Raw genomic sequence first — 13005 nt, 5'->3', positions numbered from 1 at the left:
TGGGTGGGCGGTGGGCTCGTCCAGGACCAGCAGGGCAGGACCGGCGAGCAGGGCCCGGACCAGGGCGAGCCGCTGCCGCTCGCCACCGGACATGGGCGGCGCCGTGAATGCCCACGCAGGTGTCCCACCCATCCGGCAGAGACTGGATCCATGGCAGCGGACGGGCTCGTGCGGCCGCGTGACCGCCGCCGATGTCGGCTGACAACGCCGCTCACCGGTCATCGCGACCCGCCGCCGTCCTCGCTGAGCGCGCCCGCCAGCTGAGCGCCCCATGCCTCGGCGCGCTGCTCCTCACCGTCGGCCAGCGGTCCAGCGGTACCTGTGACGTAGAAGCTCTGCCCGCGTTCGGCCTGGGGGAAGCCGCGCTTCTTCAACGCCTTGGCCGCGGACTTGGACGCCGACCCCGGCGAGAACCTCATCTTCACAGAGGTGTCGAACGTCACCGCGCGCAGGTCCTCGCGCGCGGTGACCTGCGCGATCCACTCTCGAACCCCGACGCTGTCGCTGCCAGTGGCGCCTTTCTCGGCGGCCTGCTCGCGTGACTGTCGCCTCGGCATTGAGAAGCCGTGCGTGGGTGCGCCGACCAGCAGCAGCCCGATGTCAGAGCGGAGCTCGCGGGGCGCCTCGCCCGGTCGGAGAACCGTGATGGATTCCTCGCCAAGTGCTCGGGCGAGACCCGAGCCGACGGCCCGGGCGACGGTGAGCGTGTTGCCGAAGCAGGACTCGGCGACGATCAGAATGTTCATGCTTCCTCCCCGGTGCGCCCGGATCTCGTTGGCGGAAAGGCGAAGATCCCCTCTCAGGGTTAGTACGTCCTTCCGTCACGGGGGGTGTCGTCGACGGCGTATGTCAGGTCGTGGGCGACGACATCGACCACGCCGTCCAAAGCCCTGGTGAGCTTGACCGCGATCGGGATCAGCGACTTCTGTTCGAGAGTGCCGCTGAGCGTCACGACACCGTCGGTCACGCCCACGTTGACTCGCGCGGGATCCTCCCAGAGGCTTCTCTCGATGACCTCGGTGATGACCCGCTCGCGGATCTGGTGGTCCGGCGCGAGGAATACGCCCATGACGTCGGCACGGCTGATGATGCCGACCACAAGACCGTCGGCGTCGACGACGGGCAGCCGCTTGACTTGCCGGGTGCCCATGATTCGCGCCGCCTGCGGCATGCTCGTGTCCGGGGGGACGGTCACGGCGGGTGAGCTCATCAACTCGCTCGCCGTGTCCGCGGCGGCCTTGGCACGCGCCGCGCGGGCGCGCCGGCTCTCGAAGTAGCGCCTCGGCTCGTCCGCCACCGTGGCGAACTCCTCCTTGTGCAGGAGGTCGGCCTCGGAGACCATGCCGATCACATGGCCCATCTCGTTCACGACGGGCGCTCCGCTGACACCTCGCTCGGCGAGGGTACGCACGATTTCTTTGAAGCCCGCATCCGATCGCAAGGTGACGACATCCGTCGTCATGTAGTCCTTCACGCTGGGGTGCTTCATGGCCGCCTCCGAACCTAGGACCGATCTCCTGACAGCACTGTCCGCCGGCGGGTCTTGGAACGGACAGGGCAGTACGCAACGCATCAGGAAGTCGAACGTCCCCAACCCGACATCAGTGCACACGCGGCGAGCCGGCGATGTCCGGAAGGGGACTTTGGACTTGAGCCTGGGGAACTGTGGCCCGGCTCCGCCCTGTCCGCGGTCGCTAACGTCCAGCACATGTCCACCACGTTCCAGACACCACCCGCCAAGTCCCCGAGTCCGCTGGGCGACACCCCCAACCGGGTTCCTGCTGGACGAGGCCACGAGATGACCGGCGCGGTGTGCGGCCGCCCTCTCCGCGCGCCTCAAGACATCGGAAGGAACGGCGTCGTCGCGACTGACACGCAAGCCGCCCACACCAACGCCGGTCGCCGCCTCGGGCGGACAAAGACGGATCGATCCACCGGGAGCGTCCGATGCGTCTAATCTCCGACTCCCAGCTCGCCGCCCTGCTGTCCGGACTGCCGGAAAGCCCAAGGGTGGTGATCGGGGGCAACTACGCGACGCCGCGGCATGCGCTGGCGGTGCTCGACGCGGCGGTCGCGGAGTACCGGCTGTTCGCACTGAATGCTCAGGCCGGGCTGCCGGACCGCGCCGGCGTAGTGCTGGAAACGCCGTTCGTCGGGCCGGGCATGCGCGGCCGGCAAGCACTGCGGTACTTCCCGTGCCGGCTGTCGCTGGTGCCGCACCTTCTCAAGGAGTCCCTGCCCCCCGACGTCGTGGTGGTCCAGACGTCCACGCCCATGGACGGCACTGTCTCTCTCGGCATCGAGGTCAACATCCTGCCAGCCGCGATCGAGGCGGTACGGGGACGTGGAGGGCTGGTGATCGCCCAGCTCAACCCGCGCATGCCCTATACCTATGGGGATGCGGTGATGGCGGTTGATGAGTTCGACTACGCGATCGAGGTAGAGGAACCGCTGGCCGTGCCGGCGCCGCGTGCGGCCGACGGCGTCTCCCGCGTGATCGGCGACAGGGTGGCCAGCCTGGTGCCGGAGGGCGCGACGCTGCAGCTGGGGATCGGGGCAGTCCCCAACGCCGTGCTGGACGCGCTCAGGCCACGCCGTGGCCTTGGCGTGTGGTCGGAGATGTTCAGCGACGGTGTGCTCAGCCTGGAGAAGGCCGGAGCCCTCAATCCGGACACGCCAGTCACCGCGTCGTTCGCGTTCGGTACCGAGGAGCTGTACGAGTGGCTCAACTCGAACCACCGTGTGCGAATGCTGCGAACCGAGAAGACCAACGACCCCGGCGTGATCGCCAGACGGCCACAGCTGATCTCGCTGAACTCCGCACTCCAGGTCGACCTGTTCGCGCAGGCGAACGCGAGCCGGGTGCACGGCGTCATCTATTCCGGCTTCGGCGGACAGACGGACTTCGTGGTCGGGGCACTGCACTCACCTGGTGGTCGGGCGATCATCGCGCTGCCCTCGTGGCATCCCAAGGCCGACGTGTCATCGGTCGTACCGCGCGTTGCCGGGCCGGTGACCTCGTTCCAGCACAGCTTCATCGTCAGCGAGCAGGGCACTGCGGCCATCTGGGGCCACGACTCCGCCACGCAAGCACAGCAGATCGTTGATCGTGTCGCGCATCCGGCCGCACGGGACGAGTTGCGTAAGGCCGGACGTGCCCTCGGCTTCCCGCTGGGCTGACCAGTGCTTCCCGAAGAACTTCGTACGGGTCGCCTGTCACCTGCCGCAGGGCGATCCCCCAGGGTGACGCGAATCAGATCGCCGGTGTCGGTTTAATCAGCCGGTCACCCCGGCGGCTCTGGAGACGCCCTGAGCATGCCGGAGAAGGGCGGCAATCCACTCTGCCGCAGGTGGCCGCGGGCGTGCGCGATGGCTGCAGGCGTGTCGGGGAAGATCAGGCCGTCGCGACGTAGGTGGTCGGCCACGCCGAGGGTGGACAAGACCTGGTCGTGCCCTGCTCTGATGCCCGACAGCAGAACCTTGATGCCCCGCCGTTCGAGGCGAGTGATCGCATCGCCAAGGACGTGGGCGCCGGTGGCGTCGATGGTCGACACGCGCGACATGCGCAAGATCACGACGCGGACGTCGGCGACCTCACTGAGTTCGAGCAGGAAGCGGTGGGCGGCGGCGAAGAACAGTGGCCCGTCCAGCCGGTAGGCGACGATGTGCTCGGTGAGCAGGGCGCGTTCCTCTTCACCATGGTCACCGATGGGACGATCAGCGTGGAGGGCGACTTCTTCGACGCGGGTCGAGCGGGCGATCGCTTGCAGGGCGAGTGCTCCGGCGAGAACGAGGCCGAGGATCACCGCCTTGACCAGATCGAGGGCGAGTGTGGCCACAGCGGTGAGCGCCATGACGAGCGCGTCCCGCCGGGTGGACCTGGCCAGCGCGGCGAGCGATCCGACCTCCACCATGCGCAGAGCGGTCGCCAGCAATACCCCGGCCAGCGCCGCGACCGGAATGTAGGCGACCAGCGGCGCGGCGGCCAGCACGATCAGAACGAGTGCGACGGCGTGCGTCAGCGCGGCGAGCCGGGATGCGGCACCCGAGCGGACGTTGACGGCGGTGCGGGCGATCGCCGCCGTGGCGGGCACGCCCCCGAACAAGGGAGTGACCAGGTTGGCCAGGCCCTGGCCGAACAATTCCCGGTCGGGGTCGTGGCGCTGATCGACGCTCATGGCGTCGGCGATGGTGGCCGACAAAAGACTCTCCAGCGCGGCGAGGGCGGCGATCGCCACCGCCGACGGCAGCAGCGCGCCCAACGCGGAGAAGTCCAGGAACGACAACGAGGGGGCGGGCAAAGTGGCGGGCAGCTGCCCGATTGGGGCCACGGGAAGATCGGTCAGCTCGATCACGATCGTGGCAACGGCCACTGCGAACAGCGAGAACGGCACCACCGGACGCCAGCGCGCGCCGAGCAGCATGACGACGGCGACACCGAGCGCCACCGCGAGAGCCGGCCAGCGCGGAGCGGCCGCAAAGTCCGCCACCGCCCGGGCGGCGACCAGCGTGACGTTCTCGCCCTCTGGGACGGGCACGCCCAGTGCGGTGGGTATCTGCTGCAAAGCGATGACCGCGGCGATGCCGACAGTGAAGCCCTCGACCACCGGGACAGGGACGTACCGGACGTAGCGGCCCGCGCGGGCCAGCGCCAGCGCGATGAGCAACACCCCGGCGAGCAACCCGACGGTCAGCACGCCTGAGGGCCCGAACTGGTGGACCACGGGCACCAGCACCACGGTCATGGCCCCGGTCGGCCCGGATACTTGCAGGTTGGATCCCCCGAACAAGGCGGCGATCGCGCCGGCCACGATCGCGGTGACCAGCCCGGCTTCGGCACCCATCCCCGAAGAAACACCGAACCCCAAGGCCAGTGGCAGCGCAACGATCGCCACGGTGATCCCGGCGACCACGTCGCGACGTGGTTGGCGGCCCATCGCCTGCACATCGGTCCTGGTGGGCAGGAGTGCCTGAATCCGGGCAGCGTTCAACCGCCCCATGAACGTTGGGGTCATCAGCGTTGATCTGCTTCCTGCAATTCGGTCAGCAGTTCCCGCTGTCCGGCGAGCAGTTGGGTGAGAATCCGCCGCGCGGCCCGCATCAGATCCGACACATCCCCACCGGCCAACTCGTACATCACCGTCGATCCCTCACGCCGGGCGATCACGATCCCAGCCCGGCGCAGCACCGCCAGCTGCTGCGACAGGTTGGAGGCCTCCACCTCGATCGCGGCCAGCAGATCCCGCACCGGCAGCGGCCCATCGCACAACAGCTCCAACACGCGGACACGCACCGGATGACCGAGCGTCTTGAACAACTCGGCCTTGGCCTGGTACAGCGGAACAGGCATGGGTCACTCCCCTAACGGCCCGGCAACCCATCGGCATTGTCGTCATCGCAGGCCCCAACGCCGAACTCGGCCGCCAAGTCCTCATCGGCTGCGGAAGCGGTCGCCGAGACACCCGCGCCCAACTCTCGACGGAGCCGATCAAGATCAGTGCCGCCGCCGCTGTACTTCAGCCTGCGAGCAACTTTCACCTGCTTGGCCTTGTTACGACCACGCCCCACCCGCTCGCTCCCTTGTTCAAGGACCGCCGACACCCGTCCGATCCTGCTGCCCTCTCCACACGATTTGCGATCCTATCAAATTGAAGAAGTATTCAAGTCCTCACCTGTAGCCGTCCGGTCACGCCCGGCCGGTGTAGGCGTCGGCCTGGAGATAGGGGATCGCTTCCGTGCGCTCACAGACGGTCCGGTGGTCACGCCGGTGAAGGCGCCGTCGGCGGGCGTCGCGGTGCTGCGCGACCGGGCCTCAAAGCATGACCTGATCGGGGTGGACGCGCGCACCGGCCGGCAGCGCTGGACCTGGGCCATCCCCCGCGGCGGAAGCTGTGACCTCGCCCTGCTCGACAGCGACGGCAGCCTGCTCCTACTGGACGTGCGCTGCGGCAGGCTGTACGACCTGTACACCCTCGACCCCGCCACAGGCGCCCTCCGATGGCGGCGGCAGTCCGCCGCCTACCGACTGGTCCGGGGCTCGACCCGCGGCGGGATCACCATGCTCACCACGATCCGGTCAGGAGGAGGACCCGCCGACGGTTTCGCGCTCATCGGCACCTGGAGCTGCGGGGTCAATGGTGGAGCGGAGGTACGGATCGGCTGGGTTGCGCCGACCCCCAGCAGGCCGACGAACTGCTCGACGCGTCCGGCACGGATGCGAAGGCGATACCGAACGTCGGCGACGAAGCCTACGAGGCCAACATCAACTTTCAGCCTGCGCTGGTCGTCCGGTCCGGGCGCCACATCGTCGTCTTCGACGACGTTCCCATGCCCGCCGACCCGTTCCTCCTCGACGCGGCGCGCACCGCGGCGAAGAGACTCAAGTCGCGCTGAGCGGGCCAGGCAGGCTCAGGCGCACATCGACGTCGCCGTATCCGCGGACGCAACCAAGCTGGATGTCCATGCGCGGATGGACCGCGCCTAAGGTCTGTTCGAAGTCTGGTTGTGGCTGGCGCGTTGGATCGCTCGCGCTGGGCGCGGTAGAACGCAAAGACCACAGATGGCGGTCGCGGGGTTGAGGTGCCCCGAAACCTTCCGGAGAGCCCCTTCTTCGCCACCCTCAGCGGGAAATCCACTCAGGTGGGCGCTTCCTGTCGGCTATTGGGTCGGAGGGAGTCGATGAGCCGGAGGATCTCCATCGGCAGCGGGAAGATGAGGGTGGAGTTCCGTTCGGTGGAGACTTCGGCCATCGTGGACAGGATCCGCAGGTGCATGGCCGCTGGGTGCCGTTCGAGGATCTCCGCCGCTTGGCCTAGTGTTTCAGCGGCCTCGAACTCACCCTTGGCATGGATGACTTTGGCGCGCCGGTCGCGTTCGGCTTCGGCCTGGCGGGCCATGGCACGGCGCATGGTCTCGGGGAGTTCGACGTGCTTGACCTCTACCAGGGAGACCTTCACGCCCCAGGGATTGGTGACTTCGTCGATGATCTGTTGCAGTCGCTGGTTGATCTCTTCTCGTTTGATCAGCAGCTCGTCGAGGTCGACTTGGCCGAGGATGCTCCGCAGGGTGGTCTGGGCGATCTGTGAGGTTGCCTTGATGTGGTCCTCGATCGCCACGACGGAGCGGTTGGGATCGATCACGTTGAAGTAGGTCACCGCGTTCACGCGTACGGTGACGTTGTCCTTGGTGATGACGTCCTGTGGAGGGATGTCCATCGTCACGGTCCGTAGCGAGACGCGGATCATGCGGTCGACGATAGGGATGATGATGAAAAGGCCCGGGCCCTTTGCTCCGATGATGCGGCCGAGGCGGAAGATCACGCCGCGTTCGTACTCCGGGACGATCTTGATGGCGGCTATCGCGATCATCAGGATGATGACAACGGCGACGCCGATACCTATCAGTGCGGTGTTCATGGGTCGTCTCCTTCCCGGGACTCGAGTTTGTCAGCGTTGGCGACGATGAGCTCGAGGCCGTCGCGGTCCACGACCCGGACGTTCTGGCCCTTGGTGACCGATGTCTCCCGGCCGCGGACCGTCCACCACGCCCCGTCGAGCAGGACCTGCCCGGTATCGTCTTCGGCCCGGACGACACGTGCCGTACGGCCGATCAGCGCGTCGTCTCCGGTTGTGGCGGGCGCGCGCCGGGCGCGCCAGGCCAGACGGCCGGCGAGCGTGGTCGCCGCGCCGACGACGAGGACGGTGGGCCACAGCACGGCTGGGTCGACGCCGGTGTCACCGCGGAACAGGTACACCCCGGCGAGCAGCAGTGACACGGCTCCACCGGCGGCGAACACACCCACTCCGGGTGCGAGGATCTCGGCGACGAACAGTCCCGCGGCCAGCGCGAGCAATAGCAGACCGCCGACGTTGACCGGAAGAACGCTCAGCGCGACAAAGCCGAGGACCAGCATGATCGCTCCGGCGATGCCGGCGAATCCCATCCCGGGATTGGCCAGTTCGTAGATCACCGCCAGCGTGCCGAGCGAGAAGAACAGGAATGCCAGCTCCGGGTTCGCCAACAACTGGCGCAGCGCCCCGATGAAGCCGAGATCGTGATCGATCACTGCGACTCCGGCGGTACGCAGGGTGATCTGCTTCCCATCACCTAATCTGACCTGCCGCCCGTCGACTTGGGCGAACAGAGCCTCCTGGTTCGGCACCACGAGATCGATCACATTCCTACGACTTGCCTCCTGAGCGGATATCGCCGTGCCTTTGCGGACCATGTCCTCGGCGAAGGTGGGATTGCGCCCGCGTCGTTCGGCGATCGAGACGGCGAAGGCGGCGGCATCGTTGATCACCTTGTTGCTGGCCTTCTCACCCTCTTGAGTCACCGGGGTCCCGGCTCCCACATGGGTGCCGGGTGCCATGGCCGCCACGTGAGCGGCCATGGTGATGTAGGCGCCCGCCGACGCCGCCCGGGCGCCATCGGGAGAGACATAGACGATCACTGGCACGTGCGCGCCCAGAAACGTCTGCACGATTTCTCTGGTGGACGTCAATAGCCCTCCCGGAGTATCGATCACGACCAGATAGGCGGCATAGCCCTGTCGCTCCGCCCGTCGTACGCCGTCGCTAAGGTGCTCTTCGATGACGGGAGTGATCGGCCCGTCCACCCTCGTCGCCAGCACCGTTGGAGCTCGCGCCGACGCCTGGCCCGGTAATGCCAGGAGCCAGGCGGCCAGTCCAGCGGATATGGCGATCAATACCAGGCCGCTGATCGTGCGGCGGCGATCTAACACGAAGAATTCTCTTTCCGGCTGGCGACGCCAGGGGGTAGGTCCTGCCCATATCCGCAGGAGAAGTTCCGCTCGCGTCCCGGCATAGCTGTTCTCAGCAGCCGCGCAAAGTTTCTCACTGCCGCGGCCGGGCACGATGCACACCTTGAGAGGTCGTGGACACGCCCCCGAGACCACTGAGGACTACGTTGCCCTGGCGGAGATCATCGGCCACCTACCCGCCGGCGCTGTCGGGTGGCAGAGCCGGAACGATATCGCCGCCTACTCAGCCGAGGCCGTAGGCCGGTGCGTTGGTACAGGATGGTTGCGCGTGCGTAATGCCGTAGTGCATAGGCCCCCAGGAGCAGGCTTACGGTGGCGATGAGCCAGAAGGGGCCCGCCCAGCCGCGGGACGCCAAGAGCTCGATGGTGACCGCGATGGCCGCGGCGATGACGAGCAGCGTTGCGAAGATCGGGGCGAACCGGTGGCTCATGCGACCTCCTGACCGTGTGCAGTTATGACCTGTATAACCCGTTCTGCCCAAATCCGCCCCGCGCATCGGTGGCAATCTACGCTGAGCATCGTTGCCGAGGCTCGGCAGGTGATGTCCGGAAGGATGAGTGTTGGGCTGGGATAGTTGCCGAAAGCCAGCCAGATAACGCAGGGTAGAGAAGTGGTACGAGACACCCGCCGCGAGTCCGGTTCTTTCAGTGACGTGGACCATGGAGAGTCTGTGGCCCCGTCTTTGGGCTCTGAGTTGGCGGGCGTTGCGGGGCGGGCCAGCCAGGATGCGGACGGGGCTCCGGCGGCGTTTCTGGAGGGCTATGTCGAACTGCTGGTCGAGGTGAGCCTCACCGGTCGGCGGATCAGGCGGGAGGAACTGGATGAACGGCGCGGCTGGGGCGCTCGCGCCGCAGATCAAGGCGTGCCCCTGCGCGCGATCGTCGACTTGTATCTCAGTGCCACCTGGCTGGCGTGGCCGATTCTTCCCGGCGTGCGCCGAGCGGCTGGCATGCATGAACTGCGCGCGATCGGCGAGGCGGTCTTCCGCGCGGCCGACGGAGCGACGGTAGCGCTCGCGGATGGGTATGACGCAGCGCAGCGGTTGGCGGTGCGGCAGGAGGAGGCGCTGCGCCGGGAGTTCATCGACGACCTGCTGTACGGGCGTGGCGACGTCGGCAGGCTCGCCGAGCGCGCGGGGCGGTTCGGATTGCGGCTGGCCGGCGCACACGTCGTCGCGGTGGCCCGCGCCGGCCGGGAGTTCTTGGCGGAGGATCCGACGATGCGTCGCGTGGAGGCCGTTCTCCTCAGCAGGCACACCGCCCGTGACGTTCTGTTGACCACCCGTGAGGGACTACTGGTGTGCCTCGCGCCGGCCGCACTCGAGGATGTACCTGGGGACTTCGTACGCGTGCTGAAGGGCGTGCTCGGCACGGACGCCGATTGGCAGGTCGCCCTCGGCCGGGCGCACTCCGGCCCGGGCGGTGCTGTCCGCTCTTTCGACGAGGCACGCGGCGCCATGGATCTCGCCCGGCGCCTGGGGCTCACCGGGCGCATTCTCAAGGCCGCCGACCTGCTGGTGTTCCAGGTCCTGCTCCGCGACACCGCGGCCATCAACGACCTGGTCACCTCCGTACTCGGATCCCTGCGTACGGCGCGGGGAGGCCCACGGCCTCTGCTGGATACGCTGAGCGCCTATTTCGAGTCCGGAGGCATCGCCACCGTGACCGCCCGTCGGCTGCATATCGGCGTTCGGACCGTCACCTACCGGCTCAGCCGTGTCCGCCAGCTCACCGGATATTCCACCGAAGACCCACTCCAGCGCTACACGCTTGAGACCGCCGTACTCGGAGCACGCCTGCTCGGCTGGCCAGAAGACGAGGCCACGGGATTATCGCGGGGCGGATAGTCGATCGGGTATGTCGGCGCCGCCGAGTTCACGCAACAGCGAGCAGACGTGTGAGCAGCTGAACCGGCCCGACGGCCCCGCATGCGCGACCACTGTCCTGGACAACGATCAATGAGGTGTGCAGCCGCTTCATCGCCACCGCCAGTTCGATGGCAGTCGCCCGCCCACTTACCTCTGACGCCTGAGCCGGCGGATCCGAGAGCATGCCCCGGACCCGCTGGTCGGCCAACCGGCAGGCCGAGAGGTCCGCGCTCGCTTCGTCGTACACCCGGGCCAGGCAGGCACTCTCGTACACATATGGGGCTACCACGAATCCGAGCACGTCGTAGACGGAGACCGCAGCGCACGGTCGGCGCATCCGGTCGGTCACCACAACGCCGGAGAGCCCATGCCTGACGATCAAGCGAGCTGCCTCCAGCGCCTGATCATCGAGCCCGACGCAGGGGAACTGCTCTGCTAGGTGTTCGGCACGCACGATTTCCACCTCCGCGGTCGGTCGACATGGCCGATGAGCTTGGGGTACTTCACCTCCAGGGTCAGGGTCGGAGCGTGCGGTGTACAACGACTCGGTCCGACAAAGATGCGGTAGCGAGACTGCCGAGCACCGGCAATCCGCGTAGGTCAAACGCCCCCGCACTTCCCACAGCGGCCTGTACCGCAGCGGATCCATGTCCAGCCCTCCTCTTGTCGCTTAGACCGAAGGGTGCCGCCGGGCGTCAGCGGCCCGGTAGCCGTGGACCTTGCCGGACTTCGGCAAGTATCACAGGGGTGATACTGGCGTTGGCTCCCTGTTGGCGACGTCAGGACGTTGGCAGTCTGACCTGGTCGAGGCTCCGACCTCGAATCGCCGTTGGCTTTCCCAGTCCGACTCGTCCGTGCTGTCGTTCGAAAGGGACCGATGCCGGCTGTCGACACTTCTGCGATCTCACGAGGCCGCCTCGGCGGGAGACACGGGCTATGAAACACGGGGTTCGTAAGGGCGGCACCAGCGTCCGTGACTCCATCGTGGAGCCGGTCCTCAGGTTCCTGCGCGCTGAGACGACCGGTGGGATCGTGTTGCTCGCCGCGGCGCTGGTCGCCTTGGTCTGGGCCAACAGTCCACTGTCCGACCTTTACCGACAACTATGGAGTGCCGAACTCGCCTTGGGCGGCGGCCGTTGGGCGGTGACCGAGGATCTGCGGCACTGGGTGAACGACGGGCTCATGACCGTGTTCTTCTTCGTCGTCGCGCTCGAGATCAAGCGTGAGATGGTCACCGGAGAGCTTCGCGCTGCCCGTGCGGCCGCATTGCCGGCGCTGGCCGCCATGGGCGGCGTCGTCCTTCCCGTTGCCTTGTTCTTGCTGATCGTCGGAGGTGGCGCCGAAGGGACCGGGTGGGGAATCCCGATGGCCACGGACATCGCGTTCGCCGTCGGGGTGCTCGCCGTTCTCGGGAATCGGGTACCAGGTGGGGCCCGGGTGTTCCTGTTGAGCATCGCCATCGTCGATGATGTGATCGCCATCGCGGTGATAGCCGTCTTCTACTCCAGCACTCCACAGACGTGGTGGCTGGCCGCTGCCGGCGCCGGGCTGCTGACCGCCCTCGGCATGCGCAGGTCTGGTGTCGCCGTGGTGTGGCCGTACGCCGTTGTGGGCGTTGCCGTGTGGTACGCCACGCACGAGTCGGGCGTGCATGCCACCATCGCCGGCGTGGTCATGGGTCTGCTGACGCCCGCCCGCCCGTTCCGGGGGCGCGATGTGCTCGGCGACTTGGAAAGGCGCCTGCACCCCATGAGCGCGTTCTTCATCGTCCCGCTCTTCGCCCTCGCCAACGCCGGAGTCGACCTGCGCGGGAAGATCATGAGTGAGGCGGCGGGGTCCCCGCTCGTATGGGGAGTCGCCGTAGGTCTGCTCGTGGGCAAGACGCTGGGGATCACGCTCGTCACGCTCGCCGCGACCCGCCTCAGGCTCGGCGTACTACCGAGTGGGATCGCGACCCGCCACGTCTGGGGGATCGCCGCCCTTGCCGGCATCGGGTTCACTGTGTCGTTGTTCATCGCCGACCTGGCCTACCAGGCCTCCAACGTCGTCGACCTCGCCAAAATCGGCGTCTTCGCCGGATCACTGGCAAGCGGCGTCATCGGCGTGATCATCCTCACCGTATCCGGACGGCGACGCGAACGGGCACGAGAAAAGGAAGCGGTCCGTTAACGGCGACCGGCGGTTCAATTCCGCGATCCCCTCGCCTGATCAGGCCTCAATGATCTCGGCCCTCCGAGCTCGAGGAGGTGATGGCCCGCGCCCGCCGATGAGCCTTGGGCTCCGGCCGTTCCGCCGTGGGGCGATCTGATCGCTGTACCGCGAGTCCGCACGGCCGCCGACATAGCTTAGATCCGC

Annotated in this window: 13 protein-coding genes; 4 read left to right on the top strand and 9 right to left on the bottom strand. The window is 67.4% G+C overall.

Features of this window, described 5'->3' with window-relative positions:
- From HKK72_RS42900 to HKK72_RS28640, 3 genes are all read right to left on the bottom strand, one after another.
- A partial coding sequence (locus HKK72_RS42900; RefSeq protein ID WP_410050349.1) for an ATP-binding cassette domain-containing protein occupies window positions 1-93 on the bottom strand: 93 nt, incomplete at its 3' end.
- A gap of 125 nt (window positions 94-218) precedes the next feature.
- Complete coding sequence (locus HKK72_RS28645) at window positions 219-746, bottom strand: flavodoxin family protein (RefSeq protein ID WP_187237548.1); 528 nt, start codon at window positions 744-746, stop codon at window positions 219-221.
- Window positions 747-805: 59 nt separating this feature from the next.
- The gene (locus HKK72_RS28640) at window positions 806-1489 is read right to left on the bottom strand and encodes a CBS domain-containing protein (RefSeq protein ID WP_187237547.1); all 684 of its coding nucleotides are present in this window, start codon (window positions 1487-1489) and stop codon (window positions 806-808) included.
- Between the two features lie 458 nt (window positions 1490-1947).
- On the opposite strand from HKK72_RS28640, the gene HKK72_RS28635 reads away from it, so the two are divergent.
- A complete protein-coding gene (locus tag HKK72_RS28635; RefSeq protein WP_187237546.1) occupies window positions 1948-3180 on the top strand; it encodes an acetyl-CoA hydrolase/transferase family protein in 1233 nt (410 codons plus the stop codon).
- A gap of 104 nt (window positions 3181-3284) precedes the next feature.
- Here HKK72_RS28635 and HKK72_RS28630 read toward each other — a convergent pair whose 3' ends face one another.
- The 3 genes from HKK72_RS28630 to HKK72_RS28620 are packed head-to-tail and all read right to left on the bottom strand — an operon-like array spanning window position 3285 to window position 5601.
- Window positions 3285-5015, bottom strand: coding sequence for a SulP family inorganic anion transporter (locus HKK72_RS28630; protein ID WP_187237545.1), 1731 nt, complete (start codon window positions 5013-5015; stop codon window positions 3285-3287).
- A complete protein-coding gene (locus HKK72_RS28625; protein WP_187237544.1) occupies window positions 5015-5350 on the bottom strand; it encodes an ArsR/SmtB family transcription factor in 336 nt (111 codons plus the stop codon). Before HKK72_RS28625 ends, HKK72_RS28630 begins: the two co-directional genes overlap by 1 nt.
- 11 nt (window positions 5351-5361) lie before the next feature.
- Entirely contained in the window at window positions 5362-5601 is a 240-nt protein-coding gene (locus HKK72_RS28620) for a DUF3073 domain-containing protein (RefSeq protein WP_410050348.1), read from the bottom strand.
- A 396-nt stretch (window positions 5602-5997) separates the two neighbouring features.
- Here HKK72_RS28620 and HKK72_RS28615 point away from each other — a divergent pair, with 396 nt between their 5' ends.
- A complete protein-coding gene (locus HKK72_RS28615; RefSeq protein WP_187237543.1) occupies window positions 5998-6393 on the top strand; it encodes a hypothetical protein in 396 nt (131 codons plus the stop codon).
- Window positions 6394-6635: 242 nt separating this feature from the next.
- Here the strand turns inward: HKK72_RS28615 and HKK72_RS28610 are convergent, their stop codons facing one another.
- Both HKK72_RS28610 and HKK72_RS42415 read right to left on the bottom strand, forming a co-directional pair.
- The gene (locus tag HKK72_RS28610) at window positions 6636-7415 is read right to left on the bottom strand and encodes a slipin family protein (protein WP_187237542.1); all 780 of its coding nucleotides are present in this window, start codon (window positions 7413-7415) and stop codon (window positions 6636-6638) included.
- Window positions 7412-8743, bottom strand: coding sequence for an NfeD family protein (locus HKK72_RS42415; protein ID WP_222721255.1), 1332 nt, complete (start codon window positions 8741-8743; stop codon window positions 7412-7414). Before HKK72_RS42415 ends, HKK72_RS28610 begins: the two co-directional genes overlap by 4 nt.
- 710 nt (window positions 8744-9453) lie before the next feature.
- Here HKK72_RS42415 and HKK72_RS28600 point away from each other — a divergent pair.
- Window positions 9454-10629, top strand: a complete 1176-nt coding sequence (locus tag HKK72_RS28600) for a PucR family transcriptional regulator (protein WP_315987486.1) — start codon at window positions 9454-9456, stop codon at window positions 10627-10629.
- A gap of 28 nt (window positions 10630-10657) precedes the next feature.
- Here the strand turns inward: HKK72_RS28600 and HKK72_RS28595 are convergent, their stop codons facing one another.
- Window positions 10658-11104 (bottom strand): CBS domain-containing protein, encoded by a 447-nt coding sequence (locus HKK72_RS28595; RefSeq protein WP_187237541.1) that lies wholly within the window; start codon window positions 11102-11104, stop codon window positions 10658-10660.
- A 482-nt stretch (window positions 11105-11586) separates the two neighbouring features.
- Here HKK72_RS28595 and nhaA point away from each other — a divergent pair, with 482 nt between their 5' ends.
- Window positions 11587-12819, top strand: a complete 1233-nt coding sequence (nhaA, locus tag HKK72_RS28590) for a Na+/H+ antiporter NhaA (RefSeq protein WP_187237540.1) — start codon at window positions 11587-11589, stop codon at window positions 12817-12819.
- Window positions 12820-13005: the final 186 nt, after the last annotated feature.

The organism is Actinomadura sp. HBU206391, assembly GCF_014323665.1.
Classification (GTDB): Bacteria; Actinomycetota; Actinomycetes; order Streptosporangiales; family Streptosporangiaceae; genus Actinomadura_C.
Note: the sequence above shows the minus strand (reverse complement) of the source record. Positions and strands in the feature narration are given on the sequence as shown.

What these genes read in the sequence shown, in the direction of transcription:
- HKK72_RS28625 (WP_187237544.1), bottom strand. Translation starts at nt 5,350, where the DNA reads ATGCCTGTTCCGCTGTACCAGGCCAAGGCCGAGTTGTTCAAGACGCTC.
- HKK72_RS28615 (WP_187237543.1), top strand. Translation starts at nt 5,998, where the DNA reads ATGGCGGCGGCAGTCCGCCGCCTACCGACTGGTCCGGGGCTCGACCCG.
- HKK72_RS28630 (WP_187237545.1), bottom strand. Translation starts at nt 5,015, where the DNA reads ATGACCCCAACGTTCATGGGGCGGTTGAACGCTGCCCGGATTCAGGCA.
- nhaA (WP_187237540.1), top strand. Translation starts at nt 11,587, where the DNA reads ATGAAACACGGGGTTCGTAAGGGCGGCACCAGCGTCCGTGACTCCATC.
- HKK72_RS28640 (WP_187237547.1), bottom strand. Translation starts at nt 1,489, where the DNA reads ATGAAGCACCCCAGCGTGAAGGACTACATGACGACGGATGTCGTCACC.
- HKK72_RS28645 (WP_187237548.1), bottom strand. Translation starts at nt 746, where the DNA reads ATGAACATTCTGATCGTCGCCGAGTCCTGCTTCGGCAACACGCTCACC.
- HKK72_RS28635 (WP_187237546.1), top strand. Translation starts at nt 1,948, where the DNA reads ATGCGTCTAATCTCCGACTCCCAGCTCGCCGCCCTGCTGTCCGGACTG.
- HKK72_RS28610 (WP_187237542.1), bottom strand. Translation starts at nt 7,415, where the DNA reads ATGAACACCGCACTGATAGGTATCGGCGTCGCCGTTGTCATCATCCTG.